Genomic DNA, 23248 nt, shown 5'->3' with positions numbered 1-23248 from the left:
TTAGCCCAACAGTAGGAAATTGCTCACAAGACATGATGTTCTAAAGCTGTTGGGCTAAAGCTCTACCCACTTATTTCAAAATTAAGCTTTAATGAAATCACCCTGAGTCAATTTTATTTTTCTTATTCCTATTAAAAGTCGCTAAACTGGATCATAATTACCTAAGTTGACATGAGTTTCTGAGGTAGAGATAAATTGACTGTAAGAAGGCATTTTAATATAGTTCTGCCCATTGAATGCAAGCGAAAAGGCTGTCAAGCCCATGATTAGAGGAGACGCGATGACAAAAAAAATTGCACGACTAACAATAGACGGCCATGACCCAATCGAATTACCCATTTATAGCCCGACGCTTGGTAATGATGTTATCGATATAAACAAATTGGGTGAAAATGGCATGTTCACCTACGATCCGGGTTTTGTCTCAACTGCGTCTTGCGAATCTAAAATCACTTTTATCGATGGTGATAAAGGTATATTGCTTTACAGAGGTTACCCCATTGAGCAATTGGCTGAAAAAAAGGATTTTTTGGATGTCAGCTATCTGCTCCTTAATGGTGAGTTACCTAGTGAAAAAGAAAAGAAAGAGTTTGTTAGTTTAATTAATAACCATACGATGGTACATCAGCAGATGTATAATTTTTTAAATGGCTTTCGTCGCGATGCCCATCCCATGGCAATTATGGTTGGTATTGTGGGCGCTCTATCCGCCTTCTATCACGAATCCATGGATTTAAGCAACCAGCAGGATCGCTACATTTCAGCTATTCGCTTGATTGCCAAAATGCCTACGCTTGCTGCAATGAGCTATAAGTACTCAATTGGCCAGCCCTACATGTATCCACAAAATAAAATGTCATACGCAGAAAATTTTCTGCATATGATGTTTGGTGTACCTTCTGAAGAAATCACACCAAATCCTGTGATTGTTAACGCCATGGACACTATTTTTACCTTGCATGCTGACCATGAACAAAATGCCTCAACTTCTACTGTTCGTTTAGCTGGTTCGACTGGCGCTAATCCTTTTGCATGCATTTCAGCAGGAATTGGCGCGCTGTGGGGCCCTGCTCATGGTGGTGCCAATGAAGCTTGCCTTAATATGCTTAAAGAAATTGGTGATGTGAAACACATCAATCACTACATTAAACGCGCTAAAGATAAAGATGACCCGTTTCGTTTAATGGGCTTTGGCCACCGAGTGTACAAGAGCTATGACCCTCGTGCAAAAGTGATGCGTAAAACGTGTCATGATGTCTTAAACGCAGTAGGTGCACATGATGCGCCTCTCTTTAAATTAGCAATGGAACTTGAACGAATTGCTTTAGAAGATGAGTATTTTGTAGAGAAAAAACTTTATCCTAACGTCGATTTTTATTCTGGCATTACTTTAAGTGCAATTGGTATTCCTACAAACATGTACACCGTTATCTTTGCCTTAGCTCGAACTGTAGGGTGGATGTCCCACTGGATGGAAATGGTCGCCGGTAAATCTAAAATTGGCCGTCCTCGACAGCTTTATACAGGAGAGAAGCAAAGAGACGTTAAGTGATTTTTCTCATTCCAGCACAGTAGCCTGAGTGCAGGCGTAGCCGTAATCCGGGGAATCAAAAATAAAATCCTGGGTTACGGCTACGCCTGCACCCAGGCTACTTATCATTAAAATTGATACAAACGTCCGACTGCAGAGGGCACTACGATACTGTCACCAAAGGCATTGCCTAAAGCATTCACAGCTCGCCAACCCGTGCAATGAGCAGGAATTATCATTTTAAGATCAAACTGCTTCATATCATGCACTGTTTCGTGAATAATCTTCTCCACAGAGCGGCCTGATAAATGAAAACCACCCATTACGGCATAGAGAGGTACACCAGGGAATAAATTCCTGGCTTCATTTAAGACATTAATAATGCCTGCATGAGAACAAGCAGAAAAGACGACTAAACCTTTATTGCGTACATGCACCGCAAGGAATCGTTCATCCATGATCAATGGATCAGAAACCCACTCTTGATTAGGTAATTGCTTCACGTGCTCGGGAAACCCTTTTTCATAAGGAGTGACTCGAGGAATTTCCCCGCTAAGATAGAACATCTTATCCAATAACGATCGCGCCTGACCAGAAACAACTAATTCAGCCCCCAGATTTTCCAACTCTTCTACCGAAGGAATGCGCTTAAAAGGATGAATATGCCCATCCAATTTTAAAGCGCGTTGGTGAAACATTTCTGAATTTAAATGAAACACAACTTTTTGCTGAGCATTTTTAGATTTTATTAGCTTTAATGCCTCTAAGAATCCACCAGCATGATCCCAGTGACCATGAGACAACACGATTTCTTCAATAATTGTCGGATCAATTTTTAATTTATTCATATTCCTGAGAAAAACCTCACCTTCAGGACCTGCATCGAATAAGATCGAATGCCTGATACGACCGCTTGATGCAGTCAGCAGTAAAGAAAGTCCATGAGCTCCGCAACAAAGGCATTCCCCTGATAATTCTTTCATTCCATATTGTTCAAGATAATCCATTTCGTGAGTCACATTGACTGGCACACTTGAAAGGCTATCGGTGACATTGTCGACTATTACTTGAACGTCTAATGTATCTACTTCAACTAAATTCATTTTTATTCCTTTTTCAGCTTATAAAGGATTCGCTGGATCACCACACGAAATCTCACAGTCACTCACCCTGCTTTCACCATACGTAGCGCTCTTTGCCATCCGAGAAAATCATATTCGACTTGTTCATTAATTTCTGGCAGAAATTCCTGCTCACAAATCCAGGTTTCTTGTAAAGTATCTAAAGAACGAATAAGACCGCAACCGATAGCTGCAAGTAAAGCTGCCCCTTGGGCTGTTGTCTCAATGTCTTGCGGCCTTTGGACGATTAATTTGCATTGAGAGGATAAAAACTGTAAAAACCAGCCATTAGCCGCCATCCCTCCATCCACACGTAATAGCAGCAAATCCATTGTACTGCTTTCTCGCATACAAGCTATGATTTCGCGCGTCTGGTAACAGACGCTCTCTAATGCCGCTCGAGCAAAATGAGAGCGATTACTGGTGCGTGTAAGGCCGACAATCATCGCACCAGGAGTTGTAATCCAATGCGGAGCACCCAAACCAGTAAAAGAGGGGACTAAATAAACGCCGTCATTTCCTGATAAGCTTTTAGCCAAAGCCTCTGTGTCTGAAGCAGCTTCAATCAATTTTAACTCATCACGTAACCATTTTACTGTCGTCCCAGCTTGGTATAGACTACCCTCTAAACCATAATGTGTTTGTTCTTTAATCCGATACGCGATGGTTGTTAATAGCTTATGTTTTGATAAGATTGGCTCGGTGCCAGTATTCATTAATAAAAAACCGCCTGTACCAAACGTCGCTTTGATCATACCGTCTTTAAAACACCGTTGCCCAATGAGGGCAGCTTGCTGATCCCCTGCTACTCCAGTAATGGGAATACTCACTCCAAAATAGTGACTCTCAATCGCTCCAAAATCCGCATCACTTGCGCAAACATTGGGTAAAATAGTATCGGGAACGTCAAAAAGAGATAATAATTCCTCATCCCAATCTTGCGTAAAAATATTAAACAGTAATGTTCGTGAAGCATTGGTAATATCTGTTAAATGGGCTTTATTGCCGGTTAATCGCCAAATTAAAAAAGAATCAACAGTACCGAATGCAAGTCGATTTTTTAGCGCAAGTGCTTTTGCCTCAGGGCTATTTTTCAATAGCCAATGTAATTTGCTGGCTGAAAAATAGGGATCGGGCAATAAACCTGTTTTTCTTTGAATATAGTCCGCTTCATCTGATAGCGATTCACAAAAAGCATGCGTGCGTCTATCTTGCCAGACAATTGCTGGTGATAAGCATTGACCCGTATGTTTATCCCAAATTAAAGTTGTTTCTCGCTGGTTAGTGATACCACACGCCACTATTTTTTTAGTGTCTACTTGCCCAACAACATCTTTCATTGCCTGTAAGGTTTTTTTCCAAATTTCCTCCGGATCATGCTCCACCCATCCAGATTTAGGATAATATTGCTTAAGCGAATATTGGCTGGATACCACTAATTTACCCGTTAATGTATATAGCATTGCCCGTGTACTGCTCGTTCCCTGATCAACAGCAAGAAGATATGTCATTGATTTCCATTTCCCTATTATAATTAGGTTAACAATGTCGTGAGATTACCCAGTTCATTACGTTGGCGGATTAGGTCCTACCTTAATATTGGGTATGGGTAGCCGATGTCCTATTTTATACGCTTTTTGCGGAGACAAGAACATGGATCAAGTTTTCGATGTAGCAATTATAGGAGGAGGTATCAATGGCTGTGGCGCCGCAGCAGACGCTGCGCTACGTGGGCTTTCTGTCGTTCTTATTGAAAAAGATGATCTTGCCTCGAAAACGTCCTCTTCGAGCAGTAAACTGATTCATGGGGGATTACGTTACTTAGAATATTATGATTTCGCTTTGGTAAAGAAAGCGCTCAACGAAAGGCAATTATTGCTAAGCTTAGCTCCTCATTTAGTGCAACCGCTCTCTTTTGTCCTACCCTATCAGCGCAATATGCGTCCCGCATGGTTATTACGAACAGGTTTATTTTTTTATGATAATTTGAGTCGCAAAAATGAACTCCCCCGATCCAAACTGATTCGCCGAAGACCTCAATCGACCTATTTCTCTCCCCTAACTGATGCCTACACTAAAGGTTTTTTATTTTATGATTGCGCAACCGATGATGCCCGCTTAACCCTTGCTAATGCTCTGCAGGCAAAAGAGCAAGGTGCGGTCATTCTAAGAGATTCTGAATTAATGGAAGCACGCGTATCTAATCATCTTTGGCATCTTGCCATTCAACCTAAAAGGGCACAGGCGCACGTGCTCAAAGCAAAATCAATCATTAACGCAGCAGGACCGTGGGTTGAGTCGATTAACAATACTCTTCGAATTTCAAGCCAATTCAAAATGTCATTGGTGAAAGGAAGTCATATCGTTGTGCATCGACTCTATGAAGGTAATCATGCCTATCTTTTACAAAATGACGACCATCGTATTATTTTTATTGTGCCTTATCATGGCTACTCGATGATTGGTACTACGGATGTCGCATTGAATGGTTCTTTAGATGAAGTGACTATTTCAAGTGAAGAAATTGATTATTTATGCAAAATCGTGAATCTGTATTTTAATCGTCATTTAGATAAAAATGACATCGTTAATACCTGGAGTGGCGTTCGCCCACTCATTGCGTCAGACAGCAACAAACTCAGCGCGTTAAGCCGTGATTACATTTGCGGGTACACTGAGTCCCCTGCACCAGCGGTCACCATTTACGGGGGCAAAATTACTACGTATAGACAGTCCGCTTTAGATGCGGTAAATCAACTCCACGCTACCTTTCCTCAGTTAAAAGACTCCCAATCAGCATTTAAACCACTGCCAGGCTCCACAATCCACAACTGGCCCTATAAAGAATATGTACATCATGCTCGTGAAAAATATTTTTGGCTTGATGAATTGCTGAAAGAACGCTATCTAGCAAGTTATGGAACCCGAACTGAATTGCTCCTGGACGGGTGCAATAACATGTCCGATTTAGGGCAAGACTTTGGTCACGGGCTTTATCAAATTGAAGTGGATTATTTGTGTCGTGAGGAATGGGCTAAGAGTTGTGATGATATTCTTTGGCGACGTACGAAGCTTGGTCTTGACTTTAATTTAAAAGACAAGCAGATTTTAGCGCACTATTTACACAGTAAATAGTGCGCCTTGTGCGTTGGATGATCAGATTACGCGCCGCTCATCGAGTAAGCTAGTAGATTAAGATTCTTTATCAATCTGGGCACGAATATCGCTTACATCCACCTCAATGGCCTGCTGCACTAAGTCTTTTAATATGGATTCTGGCATGGCCCCCGCCTCGGAATAAATAAGAATGCCATGCTTAAAAATCATTAAGTGAGGGATAGATCGAATCTGTAGTTGCTCAGCAAATTCGACTTCTTTCTCAATATTTACCTTAGCAAATTTTATTGTTGGATTTTGCTCAGCAACGCGCTCGTAGACCGCTCCAAATTGTTTGCAAGGTGCGCACCACTCTGCCCAAAAATCAATGAAAACGATTTCCTCTTTTTTAAGGACATCATCAAATTGACTAAACGCCAGGGTGTAAGTCGACATGGGGGCTCCTTGAGGTTGATAGACAGGATAAAATCCGGTCAAAAATGGCGTCAACGCTACCTATCCCATTGACACGATGAAACCGAGGTGCGTTTTTATTTTCTTGCTCCCAACGCTTATAGTAATTGACTAGGGGCTCAGTTTGCTGATGATAGACAGCTAAACGACGTTTGATTGTTTCTTCTTTGTCGTCATCACGCTGTATTAATTGTTCGCCAGTGAAATCATCAACGCCGTCGTCTTTAGGAGGGTGGAATTTAATGTGGTAAACACGCCCGGAAGCCACATGGACTCGGCGTCCACTAATACGGTTGATAATTTCTTCATCTGGCACTGCAATTTCAATCACATGGTCGAGTTTGATGTTGGCTTCTTTTAATGCATCTGCCTGAGGAATAGTGCGTGGAAAACCATCAAATAAAAACCCCCTTTGACAATCGGGCTGTTGTAACCGCTCTTTAACCAACGCAATAATGATCTCGTCGGAAACTAATTGTCCCGTGTCCATTATTTTTTTTGCACTTTTACCTAATTCAGTTCCTGCTGCAATTGCGGAACGAAGCATATCCCCTGTAGAAATTTGCGGTATATTAAAATAGTTAATTAATTTAAGTGCCTGAGTTCCTTTCCCTGCACCAGGACCACCTAATAACATTAATCGCATCAATAAACTCCTACTAAATTAACCTATTTTCTACAGTAAAAACTATTATACCGCAATTTCTTCAATACCGCCTTACGGAAGCACTGAAGCCCTACTTATATACCATAGTCTAATTAGCACTTATCTTCTACATTGGTTTAATTGCGCTTGGTAAATTTGTGAGCGAGCCTTCACCTTACGAGCAACTTGAATTAACCATGGTTTCTTAAGATAAGTTTTACGTTGATAGCCCCCTATTCCTTCATGGTAAGCCAAGTATAAAAGGTAGGCATCATCCCTTGGGATATGAGCAGTACGATAAGCTTGATTAGCATACCAACCGACAAAATCAACCGCATCAGAAAACACATCGCGTGAAGCAAACATTCCTCCACCGCTTTCTGCTTTTTTATATTGGCGCCAAGTGGTGCGAAGTGCCTGCGTATAACCATACGCACTAGAGGCTCTCTTGAAAGGAATAACCCAAAGAAGCTTCGTACGAGGTGGTTTCGCTCTACCATCAAATTTTGATTCCTGGTGAATGATGGCCATTTGCACAGCAACTGGAATGCGCCAGCGTCGCTCAACATCTTTGGCATCTCGATACCATTGGGGGTATTGGTTAAAAATTCTACAAATATTATTCACATCGGAGGGGGGCTTGCTCACACAAGAAACAAGTAAAAAGGAAAATGCAATAAGCGGTAACGTCTTAAAATTCATTTTTATTGTTGATCATTAGTTAATAAGTCCCGTATTAGTAACAAAAAAGCTAACAAAATTAAATATTTTTATCGATAATTATTTTTAATGCGATTATTTTATATAATTTGATCTTAAAGAGATCATATAAAATCTAATATTGCTCGCCTTTTCACGACATAGGCAATTCACAAATTAGGTTGGCTATGATAACTTGCATAAGAATTGAAGGCCGGTTTAACTTTAAGATGAGTATTTTAGTCTTTGACATTGAAACTATTCCTGACGTAGAAGCAGGGCGTCGTTTATATAATCTTCACAGTTTATCTGACGAAGACACTGCAAATGCCCTTTTTGCTTTACGCCGGGCCAAATCAGGTAATGATTTTTTACCGCATTATTTGCAAAAAATTGTCGCTATTTCTTTGGTGCTAAGCCAAGGTGCTCATCTTAAAGTATGGTCTTTAGGTGATGAACATTCCGATGAGAAAGATCTAATTCAGCGTTTTTTTTCTGGCATTGATAAATACGCACCTACCTTGGTCAGCTGGAATGGTTGTGGTTTTGATTTACCCGTTCTTCACTATCGCGCTCTTTTACATGGGGTATCTGCCTCTACTTATTGGGAAACCGGTGAAAATCACCAATCATTTCGCTGGAATAACTACCTAAATCGTTTCCACTATCGCCATCTTGATCTCATGGATATTTTAGCCGCGTACCAGAATAAAGCATTTGCACCTTTAGACGAAATCGCCTCCATGTTAGGGTTCCCGGGGAAAATGGGAATGAGTGGAGCAAAGGTTTGGGAGCAATTTCGTTCAGGCCAGCTCAAAAGTATCCGCAACTATTGTGAGACCGATGTATTGAATACTTATTGCGTTTATTTGCGTTTCGAATTAATGCGAGGCATATTAACTCAGGAAAACTATCAGCTCTCACTGCAAAATTTACATCATTATTTACAATCGGAAGTGGATAAGCCTCATCTTCAAGAGTTTTTAGCAAAGATGTTGACCAATCAGTTCCCCGAAATGAGCACAAGCAATTAAATTGCAGCACAGATTACGACGGGAAATAAAAATAATTCCAAGACAATTGACTGTACGAACAGTTTTTGCCCTGTTCTCTCATAAAAAATGAACTACTCTTAAATTAGGGCATCTAAGGTCACTGTTACGGAAGAACACTATGAAAAGAACCTTAGCTTTTAAGCGTTCAACCCAGGTATCATTGGGTGTCGAATTGGAATTGCAAATTATTAACTCTCACAGCTATGGTCTCGCCCCAAGAGCAAAAGATCTTATAAGAAGCATTAAGGAACACCCCTATCAAAAACAAATAAAGCCCGAAATAACACAATCCATGATTGAAATTAATTCTTCCATTCATCATTCAGTGAATGACTTACTGGAAGAGTTATATAGTCTACAAGCTGTTTTATTAAACCTTGCCAAGCAGGTGGATGTCTTTTTTTGCGGTGGTGGAACTCATCCCTTTCATCGATGGTCCCTTCAAAAGATATTTCCTACTAAACGGTATAAGAATTTATCTCGACATTATCGTTACTTATCCAAGCGCTCAACGGTATTTGGTGAGCACATTCATATCGGCTGTGCACATCGTGAGGATGCGATTTATTTAACTCATGCACTTGCCCGCTATGTCCCCCATTTTATTGCGATTTGTGCATCATCTCCTTTTTATCAAGGCATTGACACGGGTTTTTATTCTTCTCGCTCCACTGTTTTTAACGCTTTTCCCTTGAGCGGTGTCATTCCTTATTTAACAAACTGGCAAGATTTTTCGACTTATTTTTATAAATTAAAAGGCCTAGGTATTGTTGAATCAATGAAAGATTTTTATTGGGATATTCGCCCCAAACCCGAGTACGGAACAGTTGAATTACGAGTATGTGATACTCCGCTTACACTAAAAAAAGCAGTCGCTATCGCTGCTTATCTTCAAGCCTTATCACTTTATTTGCTAAAAGAAAAACCGGATAAGCTTGAGCGCGATTTGTATTATGTTTACAACTACAATCGTTTTCAAGCCAGTCGCTATGGCTTTGATGGGTATACCATTAATCCCTACACTTCAGAACGTTGTCTTATTAAAAACGATGTACTGGACACGATCAAAAAAATTGAAAAATACGCAAATCAATTAAACTCAATGGACTATATTTTACAAATTGCGCAAGATGTCTGTAATAAGCAGAACGATTCTGTCTTACTGAAGCAATTATTAAAGCAGTTTAATTCCTATCCTAAAGTGGTTGCAGAACAATGTAAACTTTGGACCTCCTGAGCACCCTGTCATCCCGAGCAAAGCGAGGGACCTCCACACTCTTGGTAGGAGCTTTACTAAGGAGATCCCTCACTACGTTCGGGACGACAACCGTACGCTCGAACAACAACCGTCATCCCGAGCAAACCGAGGGACCTCCACACTCTTGACAGGAGCTTTACCAAGGAGATCCCTCACTACGTTCGGGACGACAACCGTACGCTCGAACAACAACCGTCATCCCGAGCAAACCGAGGGACCTCCACACTCTTGACAGGAGCTTTACCAAGGAGATCCCTCACTACGTTCGGGACGACAACCGTACGCTCGAACAACAACCGTCATCCTGAGCGTTAGCGAAGGACCTCCCGATTTTTGGCAGGAGCCCTACCAAGAGGTGATCCCGTAAGCATTTTATCAATCAAGTTACGACAGAAGTTTTTTCAATAAAATAGCATCTTCTAGTCCGTGACTGTCATTATAATAGCCTTTTTTAATCGAATCTTGCAGGAAACCAAATTTTTTATATAAAGCCATAGCAGCCGCATTACTTGGTCGAACTTCTAGAATAACGGTGTTTATCGCGGCATTACTTTTAAGCGAATCAAGTACTGATTGCAGAATTAATTGTCCGTAACCTTTGCCTTGATACGGTGTGGAGACACACAAATTGAGAATATGACAAACATTGAAGCTATAGCGACATATAATGTAACCAATGATCTGTTCGGTGTTATTTACCGTCAATTCAATTACACGGCAATCATAGCCTACTAATACGCAGTCGCTTAAGATGTCTTCTCCCCAAGGAGCAAGGTGGGATGACTTTTCAATTTCATACACACTTTCTATATCGCTTTGCTGCATGGGGCGTATTTTAGGTAGCATTTGAATCTCATCTTTGCGCTAATCTTTCCTAAAGATTAGCGCAAATTTAAAAGGTTATTCCTTTTTCTTTTTAGGTAAATAAAGATCGGTAATTGTACCCTCAAATATTTCGGCAGCTAGCCCAATAGGTTCGGAAAGAGTTGGATGGGGGTGAATAGTTAACGCGATATCTTCTACGTCACATTCCATCTCAATGGCCAATGAAGCTTCAGTAATCAAGTCTCCGGCATTAACCCCTACAATTCCCGCGCCGAGAATACGTTTGGATTTCGGATCAAACAATAGCTTCGTCATCCCTTCTTCACGACCTACGCTTAGTGCACGGCCGCTTGCTATCCAGGGGAAAACTGCTTTCTCGAATTCAATTCCCTTCTCTTTTGCTTCTTTTTCAGTAAGCCCTGTCCAAGCAATTTCTGGATCAGTATAGGCTACACTAGGAATACATTTAGGTTCGAAATAGTGTTTTTTACCCGCGATGACTTCCGCTGCGAGTCGCCCCTCTGGTATGGCTTTGTGAGCAAGCATCGGTTGACTTGCCACGTCACCAATAGCATAAATGTGAGGTACATTCGTTCGCATTTGTTTATCTACTTTAATAAAACCGCGTTCATCGACTTTAATACCGGCTTTATCCGCATCAATTGCTCCACCGTTCGGTTTTCTACCCACGGCTACGAGTACTTGCTGGAAGGTTAGGGGCTTATCAGTGGCGTGCTGACCTTCCATACTAACATAGATAGCATCTTTTTTTGCTTCCATTGCAGTCACTTTTGTCTTCAACAAGAATTTAACTCCCTTTTTCGCCATTCTCTTTTGCAGCACATTGACTAAATCCGCATCGGCACCAGGAATTAATTGATCCATGAACTCAACGACAGTCACCTCAACACCCATAGCTGAGTAAACAGTCGCCATCTCCAAACCAATGATTCCACCACCCAAAACAAGCAAGTTGCCTTTGATATCGGCTAACTCTAAAGCACCAGTCGAACTAAAAATACGTGGATCTTCCGGAATAAAAGGAAGATTAATCGATTCACTACCGACCGCAATGATTGCGTTTTCAAATTCAATCGTCGTATTGCCTTCTTTTCCTTTAACAGTTACTTGATGAGTACCAGAAAATTTGGCAAGCCCCGTAACCACGTCTACTTTTCGCTGCTTAGCTAAAATTTTTAAACCCCCCGTCAGTTTACTGACAACAGAGTTTTTCCAAGCCACAATTTTTTTTCTGTCTAATTTCGGTTTTCCAAAGCTGACACCTTGATCGGCCATTTCATCCGCTTCATCGATCACTTTAGCAATGTGTAATAAAGCTTTTGATGGAATACAACCAACATTTAAGCAAACGCCCCCTAGCGTGTCATAGCGCTCCACTAAAACCACTTTTTTGCCTAAATCAGCAGCGCGAAATGCTGCGGAATATCCCCCAGGACCACTTCCCAATACAACCACTTCAGTTTTTATAGTTTCAGTCATTTCATCCTCTTTACAATAAGACTCGTCGTATATCGCTAAGCGCTTCACTAATAAATCGTGTAAACCGAGCAGCTTCTGCTCCATCAATCACTCGATGATCATAGGAAAGTGACAAAGGCAACATCAGGCGCGGCTTAAACTCCCCTTGTTCATAAACAGGCTTTATACTTGAACGAGAAAGCCCCAAAATAGCCACTTCTGGACTGTTCACAATAGGAGTAAATGCAGTGCCACCAATACCGCCCAAACTGGATATCGTAAAGCATCCGCCACTCATATCAGTCGGCATTAATCCTTTATCACGCGCTTTAGCACTCACTTGAGCCATTTCAACAGCAATCTCGCTCACTGATAATTGATCCACATTCTTGATAACAGGGACAACCAGGCCATTGGGTGTTTCAACTGCTATACCAATGTGATAATAACGCTTATAAATCAGATTTTCACCCGCGACATCCAAAGAAGCATTAAATTGTGGGTAGGCTGCTAAAGCTTTTGCCACCACTTTGGTTACAAAAGCAAGTAATGTTAATTTATAACCAGCTTGTTTGGCATTTTCAGCTTCTGATTTACGAAATGTTTCTAAATCAGTAATGTCTGCTTCATCAAATTGAGTCACATGAGGGATAGTAATCCAAGAACGATGAACATTTATCCCTGTTAGCCGCTTGATCTTATTTAATGGTTTAACTTCAATTTCACCAAATTTGCTAAAATCGATAACAGGTGCACTTGGCACTGAAAAACTACCTGCTTGCTTTTCGCTCAATTTGGTTTTTACATAGAGTTGAACATCTTCTTTAGTGATTCTTGACTTACGCCCAGTTCCTTTTACCTCAGATAGATTCACTCCAAATTCCCGGGCTAAACGACGGACCGAAGGTCCAGCAGAAACACTAACACCAGCGGTTTTTTCAAAGGATTCTGTTTTAAGCGAGGAAACACCTTTCTCTGGTTGCTCTATTTCCTCTTTTTCTGTGGATTGTACTGCCAGTGAAGAGGGCTTCACGGGTTCTTTGGCAACGGTCTCTTCTGAACTCAAAGTTAAAATCAGGCTATCTTGTGAAACCTTATCGCCTACTTTAACGGAAACTTCTTCAACCGTCCCCGCAGCGGGGGAAGGAATATCCATGGTGGCTTTATCACCTTCTAGCGTGATAATGGATTGCTCTTTTTCGACCCATTGCCCTGCCTTAATCATGACATCGATGACGTCAACTTCGGTTGCACTACCAATGTCAGGAACACGAACTTCAAGTCGCTGAGAAGTTGTGACAGTTTTTTCAACTTTAGGCGTTTCTTCCGTTTTTTCCTCGGTTTTCTTTTCAGCCTTTTTGTCAATGGAGACTGCGGGTTTAGAAGCCTCGCTTTGTGCACTCGTAGTCAAAGTGAGAATTACATCACCCTCCGAAACCTTGTCTCCTACTTTCACTTTCACGTTATTTATTTTGCCGGCTTGCGGCGATGGAATCTCCATACTTGCTTTGTCTGATTCAAGGGTAATCAGTGGAGCATCTTTTTTTATTTCATCCCCAGGTTTTACCATAATTTCAATGACATCAACATCTGTTGCGCCACCAATATCGGGAATTTTAATTTCAATCTCATCGGCCATATTTATCCTCAGTAAACAGGTAAGCTTGCAAGGGCTACTTGAAGCACAGTAGGTTGGGCCTTGGCCCAACCTACATTTTACTTCTGGTCTAGTTAGTGAGTCGCTGGGTCCTGCTTCTCACTGTCGATTTTGTATCGCTTCATCGCGTCAGTGAGGGTTGATTTAGGCATATCACCTTGTCGCACTAATGCTTCTAATGCGGCTAGAGCAATAAATTTAGCGTCAACCTCAAAGAAATGGCGCAATTGTTTACGTGTGTCACTGCGTCCATAACCATCTGTCCCTAATGCCGTAAAGGAAGCTGAAACAAAAGGCCTAATTTGATCCGCATACAACCGCATGTAATCTGTAGCAGCGATGATTGGACCTTGTTGATTAGCAAGAAGTTTGGACACATAAGCTTGGCGCGGTTTATCTTCAGGATGCATGCGATTATAACGCTCAACAGCTAAACCATCGCGTCTTAATTCAGTAAAACTGGTCACGCTCCACACATTAGCAGTAACCCCATAATCGTCTTGCAATAATTTAGCCGCTGCAATCACTTCCCGCAAAATAGTACCACTACCTAATAGCTGAACATGTTTTTTTGATTTCTTTTTATTTTCTTGGAGAAGGTACATTCCTTTGATAATGCCTTCCTCCACCCCTTTTGGCATGTCAGGATGAGTATAATTTTCATTCATTACTGTGATGTAATAAAACATGTTTTCTTGTTTTTCATACATCCGATGCAGACCATCTTGGATAATAACTGCAAGCTCATAAGCATAGGTCGGATCATAAGATTTACAATTTGGGATTGTTGAAGCCATGAGGTGACTATGTCCATCCTGATGCTGTAAACCCTCTCCTGCTAAAGTGGTCCGTCCTGCCGTTCCACCTAATAAAAATCCGCGTGCTTGCATATCGCCAGCAGCCCACGCTAAATCGCCAATGCGCTGAAACCCAAACATGGAGTAATAAATATAGAAAGGAATCATTGCCAGTTTATTTGAGCTATAAGACGTGGCAGCGGCCATCCAAGAGCAAAATGCGCCGGCTTCATTAATACCTTCCTCGAGAATTTGGCCATCTTTTGCCTCGCGGTAATACATCACTTGCCCATGATCGACTGGAGTATAGAGTTGTCCGACGGGCGAATAAATACCGATTTGGCGGAATAAGCCTTCCATACCAAAAGTTCGACATTCATCGGGAACAATAGGCACTATTCTCGAGCCAATTTCTTTGTCTTTAAGTAGCACGGAAAGAATACGCACAAAAGCCATAGTAGTGGAAATTTCACGATCACCTGTGCTTTGAGTAATGGCAGAAAATGCGGATAAATCGGGCACTTTCAAGGGTGTAAATTCAGTGTCACGTGCAGGTAAATAGCCGCCCAGCGCTTCACGCTGTTTATGAAGATAACGAATTTCTGGACTATCGTCATCTGGACGATAAAAAGGAATATCCGTAATTTGATCATCACTAATGGGAATGCTAAATCGATCACGAAAAGCACGCAGTTGCTCAATGGTCATTTTCTTTTGCTGATGAGTAATGTTTTGTCCTTCACCTGCGGCTCCCATACCATAACCTTTGACTGTTTTGGCGAGAATCACCGTTGGACTTCCCTTATTCTCAAGCGCTTGAGCATATGCAGCATAAATTTTTTGTGGATCATGACCACCACGGTTTAAACGCCAGATTTCTTCGTCTGACATGTTCTCTACCATTTTCTTCAGCTCAGGGTATTGACCAAAGAAATGTTCACGCACATAGGCGCCATCATTCGCTTTATAAGCTTGATAATCACCATCGACACATTCTTCCATGCGTTTTTGCATCAAACCATTATGATCACGTGCAAAGAGAGGATCCCAGCGACCACCCCAAATCACCTTAATCACATTCCAACCAGCACCTCGGAAGAGCCCTTCCAATTCTTGAATGATTTTGCTGTTCCCACGTACCGGACCATCAAGTCTTTGCAGATTACAATTCACCACAAAAATCAAATTATCTAATTTTTCACGTGCTGCGATGGATAAAGCACCCACTGATTCAGGTTCATCCATTTCACCATCACCAAGAAAAGCCCAAACTTTGCGCCCTTCTGATTGAATGAGTCCCCGATTTTCAAGGTATTTGAGGAATCGTGCTTGATAAATTGCTTGAAGCGGACCTAACCCCATTGATACGGTAGGAAATTGCCAAAAATCCCCCATCAACCAGGGGTGTGGGTAAGATGCAAGCCCATCCACTTCCACTTCTTGTCGAAATTTATCCAATTGCTGCTCAGATAAACGACCTTCAAGAAATGCACGAGCATAAATACCTGGTGCAGAATGCCCTTGAATGTAAAGTAAATCACCGCCATGGGGTCCATTCGGACCTTTGAAAAAATAGTTAAAACCCACTTCATAAAGCGTTAGTGATGACGCGTAGGTCGCGATGTGGCCACCAAGCTCAGGAGCGTATTTCCCAGCACGTAAAACCATTGCTACCGCATTCCAGCGAAGGAGCGCATTAATTCGCTTTCCTATGCCTTCATCAGGGGGTAGTTGTTTTTCTTCGTAGGTTTTGATGGTATTGCAATAAGGCGTATTTATAGCGCTTTTGAGTTTTACTCCCTCGGCATTTGCCTTATTGATAAGCTCTTGAATTAGAAAAGCTGCACGTTCATTACCATCACTGATTAAAACAGACTGCAGAGCATCCAACCACTCACGCGTTTCTACTGGATCAAGGTCGTTACTATTCTCATATGTCATGAATCTGTTCCTCTAACATTCTGGTGAGTATGCTTTAAAATTCATTTCGAAAGACAACTCTTAACTACAAAGTGGTGCATGCTGCAAATATTTCTTAATTGCGCCACCATCACCGCCACCGCATGACTGCATGCAAACTTGATAATCTTCTCGACAACTACAGGTTACCTTGCGGCATTGTAGTGGATCGCGGAAGGAATTCAACTGGAGCGCAATCATTCTGCCTTTTACATATTGTTCATGAATGTAATGATTATAATTTTTATCCCTTGCTTGCCCTGCGGCTGCTGTGCATTGCGGGCAATTATTTCGACATACTTTAGTACACGCTTGATACCTACTTTCGCAGGTCGTCGTACAAGGTGTATTTGGCACACGATGAAGGCATGCTGTAATAAAAAACAAGCAGCTAAAACAAATTACTAGGCGAGCTATGAAATTTATCATGTTGGGCTCATAAAAAATAAGGTCAGTTTGCGATCCATATTATAACCAAGCACCTAAAGTAAACAGGGCAAGGAAAACTAAGTAAACAATCATTGCATGTTCCACTAAATTTTCCGCGTACGGCAATTGTACAGGCTCAGCGTCAGCAGCACGGGCAGCAAGCAATCCCCCTTCACGCAACAGTAGGTCATTGCTTTTCGGCGCAGATAAGACGTTTTGACTCAAAAAATGAATACCCCGCTGAAAGTTCCCAACCAATAAATAAAGAAAAACGGTGATTCTGGCAGGAATCCAATCGAGTAAATCCGTTAAGCGCGTAGCTAATGGAGCAGTTACTTCTTGAGTGCGACATAATGAAATAAGTCGATAAACAAGGGCTCCTAGTGCACCTAATACAATGTACCAAAATACCACAGCAAACAATTGGCCATTTACTTTTACAAAATAATTACCTACAACCAGCTCACTACTTTCCGCATCAGTATCTTCTCTCACCGGATAAAAAGGATTTTCTGGACCAAGGCAATAATAGAAAATCACTAAATTGAGTAAAAATCCGATAAAGCCAAAGAGAATGTGATCAAAAACAAAAAGAAGTAAGGCACTTAAAATCAATAAAGGCAGTATCACCATCAGCAAGATAATTGTTTGGTTCAATGATTGTTTTGTTTGCGGAAGATACTGGCAAATGGTCTTAAAGTAGACTGGAAACCAATCAAATCGCCTGTGCGACACTGCATGAACTAGATACCTTTCACTCAACAGGCTAAGAATAATAACAAGTAGTTTCATTTCTAATCCTTACGCATTTTGTCAGATAACGCGATTGGTGTTGGATACTTTAACACAACTAAATAAGATGAAACGATAAAAGTTAAAATCGTCGTTGCTTGTATTAAATTTGAAGCAACTTCCGAAATTAATTGAGTACTTACCGCAATACTTGCCACTAAAAGAGAAAACTCACTCGCTTGACCTAAACGCACACCAACTTCTTTGGCAACCGGCTTTTTTTCTCCTGCTCTAATCAGTAAAAAACGAAAGAGCAGAGGTTTTACAAGTAGCATGAGAAATGCCAATATACAAGCGGGTATAACAACCTGAGCCGCAAAACCAAAGTTAAAAGTTGCCCCAATGGAAAAGAAAAACATCACAAGGAAAAAGTCACGGAGCGGCTTTAAGCTTTCGGCAAGGTAAAGAGAAATTGGGCTTGCAGCCAATGCAACTCCTGCAACAAAAGCGCCAATATCTTCGGATAAACCGACTTTCTGAGCTAAAAAAGACATGCCTAAGCACCAACCGATGGAAAGCAAGAAAACATATTCTTGTGTTCTGTCAAAACGGGCAAGTAATTTCACCAAAATGTAGCGTTCGACTGCAAAGGCAAAAAGCGTCAGTGCAGGAAGTGCGATACCTACTAGAATAAGATCATTCCAGGAGAAACCATGACTTTGTTGAGCGCCGTTAATTAAAATCAGAATAATAATTGCGATAACGTCTTGCATCAAAAGCACACTGATCATAACCTCACCCGTGTGTTGATGATGCAAAATAGTTGTTGGCAACAGTTTAAGCCCAATAATCGTACTGGAGAACATCATCGCAGCCCCTAAAATCCAGGACTCCGTTACATTTAATCCAAACCAACGCCCAATTAAGTAGGCAATAACAGCAAATAACACAGAACTCACTACTGCAATCCACGTGACTTTTCTTAACATGTGGAGCAAATTTTGCGGCTGCAGATGCAAGCCAAGTAAAAATAATAGAAATACAATACCGATATCCCCGACTTGCTGCACTACAGTAATATCAGAAACAAGCTGTAACCCCCAAGGGCCTAGAGCAGCACCTAGAAGGATATAAGCAACGAGCAGGGATTGTTTGGTGTAGAGTACCAGAGTGGAAAAAATTGCTGCTCCCGCAAAAATTAAGAAAATAGTATAAAAAACCGCTCCGGTCTGCATAAGCCTAATATCCTACTCTAAAAAATGGATCGAAATTTTTAAAAACGCTATATACCACAAAATGCATTCATTAAACTAGGGCTCTTAAGACCGCTGGCCTTAAGTTATTCCCCGTCAGTTCAAAAAACTGTCATTTCCCCCTTTATGAGGATGATAACTCATCTCGTTACATGAAACGCGCTCGATGCTTAGGCAGTTAAATTAATGATAACCCTCTCCTGTCTTGCCCCTAAACACATAATAAGCATACGAGGTATAAGCAAGTAAAACAGGTAACATGATTATTACCCCAATCAAAATAAAGTTTAAAGTGGATTTGGGGGCAGCGGCCTCCCATAAGGTCACCTGATGCGGTATGAGGTAAGGATAAACGCTGATTGCAATACCCACGTAAGAGCATAAAAAAATCACAATACTAAAAAGAAACGGTCTAAGCTCATCCCCGTTCGTTAAACTTTTCCAGGTTAACCAAATCATAATCGCGGTAATCAGAGGGAGAGGAGACAGTAATAAAACATTGGGAAAACTGTACCAACGATTAAAAATCACCGCACTGTGTAAAGGTGTCCAAATACTTACGAAAACCAAAAATAAGCTGACCAAAACAAGCAAACCCTTGGCATAATGCACCATTTTGCGTTGTAAGCGCCCTTCCGATTTGAAAATCATCCAAGTAGCACCCAATAAACCATAACCACAGACTAGAGCAATACCTGTGAGAAAGCTAAAAGGAGTTAACCAATTGGTTTCATTAATGGTTAAAGACATTTTATCAATTGCAAAACCCTTAACGAAACAACCCAAGACCACCCCTTGAAAAAAAGCGGCTGCAACCGAGCTTATCGAAAACAACCAATTCCACAATGTTTTTGAAGTTTCCGCTTTAAAGCGGAATTCGAAACTGACTCCCCGAAAAATAAGAGCTATCAGCATAAGCATTAAAGGCATATAGAGAATGGGCAACAATAAACCATAAACAAGGGGGAAAGCGCCATACAACATTGCCCCACCAAAAACTAACCACGTCTCATTACCATCCCACACGGGTGCAACGGAGTTCATCATCCGATCTCGCTCACGCTCGCTGCCCGTAAACGGAAATAATATGCCTATGCCTAAATCAAAACCATCTAAAATAACATACATGATCACGATAAAACCTATTAAACCGGCAAATAGGAAAGGAAGCATTAGTGTTCTCCTTGATCAGTCATGTATTGAAAAGAGTGATGCTCAATGTCGTGACTATCGAGCGCCAAAGGACCAAGACGAATCATCTTAAAAAGATAATAAAGATAAAAACTAAACACTACACCGTAAGCTAAAACAAGTAACACAAAAGAAATAATAACCTCTTCCATACCGACTGCCGAAATAGCCTCCTTAATTTTCAAAAGGTTATATACAACCCAGGGTTGGCGACCAATTTCAGCAGTTAACCATCCAGAAATGCTAGCTATAAAACCCAAAGGTGCAATAAATAAACACCATTGGTGAAAGAAGCGTGAGGTATAAAGAGTGCTTTTCATGCGTAGCAATAAAGCCACCAAAGCGGTGATTAACATTAATAAGCCGATTCCCACCATTACTCTAAAGGCAAAGAAAACAGGGGCTACATGCGGTTGTTCTGTCTTATCCACAGCGTTAAGGCCCAATAACTCTCCATCCCATTCATGGGTATTGAGTAAACTGGCTAATTTTGGAATAGCAATTACGAATTCATTTTTCTGTTGCTCTTGAGAAGGCCAAGCAAAAAGGATCAAGGAGGCGCCTTTTTGCGTGGTCCAATTGGCTTCCATCGCCGCTGTTTTAAGAGGTTGATACCGATGGACAGCAAGCCCCACCGTGTCTCCGATAAAAATCTGCAAAGGAACGACAACTAAAGCGGCCCACATAGCAAACGATAAGCTTTTTTTGGCGATATCTTGATGTCTATTTTTAAGTAAGAAATAACAAGCAACACCACCGACGACAAAACAAGTTGTTGTGTAAGATGCCAAAATCATGTGCAGGAAACGGGGAATAAAAGAGGGATTAAAAACCACACGCCACCAATCAGCAACGACGTATTTTCCATTAATCACTTCGTAACCATGCGGTGTTTGCATCCAAGAGTTGGCGGCCAGAATCCAAAAAGCAGAGACCGTCGTTCCAAGAGTTACGAGAAGGGTTGCTGTGAAATGAAGACCCGGTGGCACACGTTTCCAACCAAAGAGCATTACACCTAAAAATCCGGCTTCCAAAAAGAAGGCGGTTAATGTCTCATAGGCGAATAAAGCACCAAGGACATTGCCAAACTGGGCTATAAACGGACCAAAGTTTGTTCCAATTTGATAAGCCAGTACAATGCCTGAAACAACCCCCATTCCGAACGTTAGAGCAAAAATTTTGGTCCAAAATTTACAGGTTGCAAGGTAAACCGGGTTTCGTGTCTTTAGCCATACACCTTCCATAATGACTAAAAAAGCGGCTAGGCCAAGATTTAAGGTGGGAAAAAGGATATGAAACCCAATACTAAAAGCAAATTGTATTCTTGATAAAATCTCAACAATCATACTGGCTCCTCATTTTTAAGGAAATCAATTTTGCTTCCAGGCGCTAAAGTCCAAAATTACTCAGGGGTGCAATCGATGAAACTGAGAAATATCATACACCTAATTGCCGGGTATTAAACTGATTTTTTATGAATTTACTTATTTCCTCCTTGTTTTTAATAGCGTATATTCCTTAATAAAAATTTTGATGGGTGTAACTCCCATTTAGGCAAAGAAAATATCGTAATCTGGGCCAAGGCCCAACCTATTCATTTGCTGATATGAGGGATTGTATTCCTCTGATCAGAGAATAGACAAATAGTAATCATCCTGTTAAAATTTTACTTTTGCCTATTCATTTTATACAGTCTGTTCAATAAATAGGGAGCATTAAAGTCAATGACTTACAGCAGCGAGCAATCTTCAGTAGAATCTCAGTCCGCTACGCAAATAATTGTTCCATGGATCGTATGGGGATTGGGGTGTCTTTTCTATTTCTATGAGTGCTTGCTGCAAGTTTCTCCCTCAGTCATGAGTACGGAACTCATGCGGGATTTTGCTGTCACTAGTCGGACGCTCGGTATTCTATCGGGTATTTATTTTTATTCTTACGCCGCAATGCAATTGCCTGGTGGTGTATTAATGGACCGCTTTGGCCCACATCGCTTGCTTACTCTAGCAACAGCAATTTGTGCCATTAGCACGATTGCTTTTGGACTTACCAGTAATTTTTTCATGGCCTGTATCGCCCGGTTGATGATTGGCTTCGGCTCAGCTTTTGCTGCCGTGGGGTCGATGAAATTAGCTGCTAATTGGTTTCCTGCACAACGTTTTGCGCTGCTAACAGGAATGATGGTCACCATCGGCATGTTAGGCGCCATTGGAGGCGAAGGTCCTTTAGCATTGTTAGTGGATACTGTTGGCTGGCGACAGAGTATGATAGTTATGGGGGTAATTGGCCTTTTCCTTGCTTTCCTCATCTTACTCATCGCTAAAGACGCACCGAATAAAACCCATTCTACGACCCATTCTATCGAAGAAGAGCCTCTTTTAAGTAGCCTACTCACCTTAATTAAAAATAAGCAGCTCTGGCTGGTTGCCGTTTATGGTGGTTTAATGTACATGGCAACACCAGTTTTTTGTGGGCTATGGGGTGTACCTTTTCTAATGTTTAAAATGCACCTTGCCAAAGCAACCGCGGCAAATTACATTTCTTTGGTCTTTGTTGGATGGGCGATTGGTAGTCCGCTGTGGGGAATTTTTTCTAATCGCATTGGCCTTAGAAAGCCTCCTATGTATATCGCAGCTGTTGGTGCTTTATTTACATGTGTGCTTTTTATTTACGCACCAATTAAACAGGGTTGGATCATGCAGACCCTGCTATTCTTTTTTGGCATCTTTTCTTCCGCTTTTCTTCCTGCTTTCGCAGTGGCTAAAGAATTATGCAGCAAGCGCTATGTCGCAACGGGCTTAAGTTTTATGAACATGATGAACATGGTCGGTATTGCTCTTGCTCAGCCCATTATTGGCTTTATTTTAGATTCAATGTGGAAAGGTGAAATTGTCAACAAAGTAAGGGTGTATCCATTGGAAGCCTATTATATTGCACTGGCATTGCTGCCTGTTGGAATTTTTATTTCCTTATTGATTTTGCCCCGCATTAAAGAGACTTACTGTCAAAGTGTTCAAGATAAATAATAATTGATTTTATAAGTAGATAG

General features: G+C 41.3%; 19 protein-coding genes. 5 read left to right on the top strand and 14 right to left on the bottom strand.

Annotated features, from left to right (window positions below; translation table 11 throughout):
* The first annotated feature begins 280 nt into the window (after positions 1 to 280).
* Positions 281 to 1552: a citrate synthase gene (gene gltA, locus B5D33_RS05525; protein WP_058451323.1), complete on the top strand. Its 1272-nt coding sequence runs from the start codon at positions 281 to 283 to the stop codon at positions 1550 to 1552.
* 107 nt (positions 1553 to 1659) lie between these two features.
* Here the strand turns inward: gltA and B5D33_RS05520 are convergent, their stop codons facing one another.
* Both B5D33_RS05520 and glpK read right to left on the bottom strand, forming a co-directional pair.
* Positions 1660 to 2634 carry an MBL fold metallo-hydrolase gene (locus B5D33_RS05520; RefSeq protein ID WP_058451324.1) on the bottom strand — a complete coding sequence of 325 codons (975 nt, stop codon included), beginning with the start codon at positions 2632 to 2634 and terminating at the stop codon, positions 1660 to 1662.
* 62 nt (positions 2635 to 2696) lie between these two features.
* The gene (gene glpK / locus B5D33_RS05515) at positions 2697 to 4163 is read right to left on the bottom strand and encodes a glycerol kinase GlpK (RefSeq protein WP_058451325.1); all 1467 of its coding nucleotides are present in this window, start codon (positions 4161 to 4163) and stop codon (positions 2697 to 2699) included.
* A gap of 142 nt (positions 4164 to 4305) precedes the next feature.
* Here glpK and glpD point away from each other — a divergent pair, with 142 nt between their 5' ends.
* Positions 4306 to 5787, top strand: a complete 1482-nt coding sequence (gene glpD / locus B5D33_RS05510) for a glycerol-3-phosphate dehydrogenase (RefSeq protein ID WP_058451326.1) — start codon at positions 4306 to 4308, stop codon at positions 5785 to 5787.
* Between the two features lie 57 nt (positions 5788 to 5844).
* Here the strand turns inward: glpD and B5D33_RS05505 are convergent, their stop codons facing one another.
* From B5D33_RS05505 to B5D33_RS05495, 3 genes are all read right to left on the bottom strand, one after another.
* Entirely contained in the window at positions 5845 to 6204 is a 360-nt protein-coding gene (locus B5D33_RS05505; RefSeq protein ID WP_058451327.1) for a thioredoxin family protein, read from the bottom strand.
* On the bottom strand, positions 6179 to 6868 hold the full coding sequence (adk, locus tag B5D33_RS05500; RefSeq protein WP_058451328.1) for an adenylate kinase: 690 nt from the start codon (positions 6866 to 6868) through the stop codon (positions 6179 to 6181). Before adk ends, B5D33_RS05505 begins: the two co-directional genes overlap by 26 nt.
* Before the next feature lie 120 nt (positions 6869 to 6988).
* On the bottom strand, positions 6989 to 7570 hold the full coding sequence (locus B5D33_RS05495) for a transglycosylase SLT domain-containing protein (protein ID WP_078767350.1): 582 nt from the start codon (positions 7568 to 7570) through the stop codon (positions 6989 to 6991).
* A gap of 227 nt (positions 7571 to 7797) precedes the next feature.
* Here B5D33_RS05495 and B5D33_RS05490 point away from each other — a divergent pair, with 227 nt between their 5' ends.
* On the top strand, positions 7798 to 8601 hold the full coding sequence (locus B5D33_RS05490) for a 3'-5' exonuclease (protein WP_058451330.1): 804 nt from the start codon (positions 7798 to 7800) through the stop codon (positions 8599 to 8601).
* Positions 8602 to 8740: 139 nt separating this feature from the next.
* Entirely contained in the window at positions 8741 to 9859 is a 1119-nt protein-coding gene (locus tag B5D33_RS05485; RefSeq protein ID WP_058451331.1) for a YbdK family carboxylate-amine ligase, read from the top strand.
* A gap of 405 nt (positions 9860 to 10264) precedes the next feature.
* On the opposite strand, the gene rimI is transcribed toward B5D33_RS05485, so the two are convergent.
* The 9 genes from rimI to B5D33_RS05445 form a co-directional block, all read right to left on the bottom strand.
* A complete protein-coding gene (gene rimI / locus B5D33_RS05480) occupies positions 10265 to 10726 on the bottom strand; it encodes a ribosomal protein S18-alanine N-acetyltransferase (protein WP_058451541.1) in 462 nt (153 codons plus the stop codon).
* 54 nt (positions 10727 to 10780) lie between these two features.
* Positions 10781 to 12205, bottom strand: a complete 1425-nt coding sequence (gene lpdA / locus B5D33_RS05475; RefSeq protein ID WP_058451542.1) for a dihydrolipoyl dehydrogenase — start codon at positions 12203 to 12205, stop codon at positions 10781 to 10783.
* Positions 12206 to 12215: 10 nt separating this feature from the next.
* Positions 12216 to 13823 (bottom strand): dihydrolipoyllysine-residue acetyltransferase, encoded by a 1608-nt coding sequence (gene aceF / locus B5D33_RS05470; RefSeq protein WP_058451543.1) that lies wholly within the window; start codon positions 13821 to 13823, stop codon positions 12216 to 12218.
* A gap of 92 nt (positions 13824 to 13915) precedes the next feature.
* Positions 13916 to 16579: a pyruvate dehydrogenase (acetyl-transferring), homodimeric type gene (gene aceE, locus B5D33_RS05465; RefSeq protein ID WP_058451544.1), complete on the bottom strand. Its 2664-nt coding sequence runs from the start codon at positions 16577 to 16579 to the stop codon at positions 13916 to 13918.
* A 60-nt stretch (positions 16580 to 16639) separates the two neighbouring features.
* Positions 16640 to 17026, bottom strand: a complete 387-nt coding sequence (locus tag B5D33_RS16295) for an acyltransferase (RefSeq protein WP_133140966.1) — start codon at positions 17024 to 17026, stop codon at positions 16640 to 16642.
* 39 nt (positions 17027 to 17065) lie between these two features.
* The gene (locus B5D33_RS05460; protein WP_058451545.1) at positions 17066 to 17818 is read right to left on the bottom strand and encodes a CobD/CbiB family protein; all 753 of its coding nucleotides are present in this window, start codon (positions 17816 to 17818) and stop codon (positions 17066 to 17068) included.
* A 2-nt stretch (positions 17819 to 17820) separates the two neighbouring features.
* Positions 17821 to 18993 (bottom strand): cation:proton antiporter, encoded by a 1173-nt coding sequence (locus tag B5D33_RS05455; RefSeq protein WP_058451546.1) that lies wholly within the window; start codon positions 18991 to 18993, stop codon positions 17821 to 17823.
* Positions 18994 to 19194: 201 nt separating this feature from the next.
* The gene (cydB, locus tag B5D33_RS05450) at positions 19195 to 20184 is read right to left on the bottom strand and encodes a cytochrome d ubiquinol oxidase subunit II (RefSeq protein ID WP_058451547.1); all 990 of its coding nucleotides are present in this window, start codon (positions 20182 to 20184) and stop codon (positions 19195 to 19197) included.
* Positions 20184 to 21548 (bottom strand): cytochrome ubiquinol oxidase subunit I, encoded by a 1365-nt coding sequence (locus B5D33_RS05445; protein ID WP_058451548.1) that lies wholly within the window; start codon positions 21546 to 21548, stop codon positions 20184 to 20186. Before B5D33_RS05445 ends, cydB begins: the two co-directional genes overlap by 1 nt.
* A gap of 378 nt (positions 21549 to 21926) precedes the next feature.
* On the opposite strand from B5D33_RS05445, the gene B5D33_RS05440 reads away from it, so the two are divergent.
* Positions 21927 to 23225: an MFS transporter gene (locus B5D33_RS05440; RefSeq protein ID WP_058451549.1), complete on the top strand. Its 1299-nt coding sequence runs from the start codon at positions 21927 to 21929 to the stop codon at positions 23223 to 23225.
* Positions 23226 to 23248: the final 23 nt, after the last annotated feature.

Source organism: Legionella maceachernii, assembly GCF_900167045.1.
In the GTDB taxonomy this organism is placed as follows: Bacteria; Pseudomonadota; Gammaproteobacteria; order Legionellales; family Legionellaceae; genus Tatlockia; species Tatlockia maceachernii.
This window is presented reverse-complemented; position numbering and strand designations above follow the sequence as displayed.

Bases quoted from the DNA above. Each gene is read 5' to 3' on its own strand.
- aceE (WP_058451544.1), bottom strand. From the start codon at position 16,579: ATGACATATGAGAATAGTAACGACCTTGATCCAGTAGAAACGCGTGAG.
- glpD (WP_058451326.1), top strand. From the start codon at position 4,306: ATGGATCAAGTTTTCGATGTAGCAATTATAGGAGGAGGTATCAATGGC.
- cydB (WP_058451547.1), bottom strand. From the start codon at position 20,184: ATGCTTCCTTTCCTATTTGCCGGTTTAATAGGTTTTATCGTGATCATG.
- gltA (WP_058451323.1), top strand. From the start codon at position 281: ATGACAAAAAAAATTGCACGACTAACAATAGACGGCCATGACCCAATC.
- rimI (WP_058451541.1), bottom strand. From the start codon at position 10,726: ATGCTACCTAAAATACGCCCCATGCAGCAAAGCGATATAGAAAGTGTG.
- B5D33_RS05460 (WP_058451545.1), bottom strand. From the start codon at position 17,818: ATGAAACTACTTGTTATTATTCTTAGCCTGTTGAGTGAAAGGTATCTA.
- B5D33_RS05505 (WP_058451327.1), bottom strand. From the start codon at position 6,204: ATGTCGACTTACACCCTGGCGTTTAGTCAATTTGATGATGTCCTTAAA.
- B5D33_RS16295 (WP_133140966.1), bottom strand. From the start codon at position 17,026: ATGATAAATTTCATAGCTCGCCTAGTAATTTGTTTTAGCTGCTTGTTT.
- lpdA (WP_058451542.1), bottom strand. From the start codon at position 12,205: ATGACTGAAACTATAAAAACTGAAGTGGTTGTATTGGGAAGTGGTCCT.
- B5D33_RS05455 (WP_058451546.1), bottom strand. From the start codon at position 18,993: ATGCAGACCGGAGCGGTTTTTTATACTATTTTCTTAATTTTTGCGGGA.
- glpK (WP_058451325.1), bottom strand. From the start codon at position 4,163: ATGACATATCTTCTTGCTGTTGATCAGGGAACGAGCAGTACACGGGCA.
- adk (WP_058451328.1), bottom strand. From the start codon at position 6,868: ATGCGATTAATGTTATTAGGTGGTCCTGGTGCAGGGAAAGGAACTCAG.
- B5D33_RS05485 (WP_058451331.1), top strand. From the start codon at position 8,741: ATGAAAAGAACCTTAGCTTTTAAGCGTTCAACCCAGGTATCATTGGGT.
- aceF (WP_058451543.1), bottom strand. From the start codon at position 13,823: ATGGCCGATGAGATTGAAATTAAAATTCCCGATATTGGTGGCGCAACA.
- B5D33_RS05495 (WP_078767350.1), bottom strand. From the start codon at position 7,570: ATGAATTTTAAGACGTTACCGCTTATTGCATTTTCCTTTTTACTTGTT.
- B5D33_RS05445 (WP_058451548.1), bottom strand. From the start codon at position 21,548: ATGATTGTTGAGATTTTATCAAGAATACAATTTGCTTTTAGTATTGGG.
- B5D33_RS05440 (WP_058451549.1), top strand. From the start codon at position 21,927: ATGACTTACAGCAGCGAGCAATCTTCAGTAGAATCTCAGTCCGCTACG.
- B5D33_RS05490 (WP_058451330.1), top strand. From the start codon at position 7,798: ATGAGTATTTTAGTCTTTGACATTGAAACTATTCCTGACGTAGAAGCA.
- B5D33_RS05520 (WP_058451324.1), bottom strand. From the start codon at position 2,634: ATGAATTTAGTTGAAGTAGATACATTAGACGTTCAAGTAATAGTCGAC.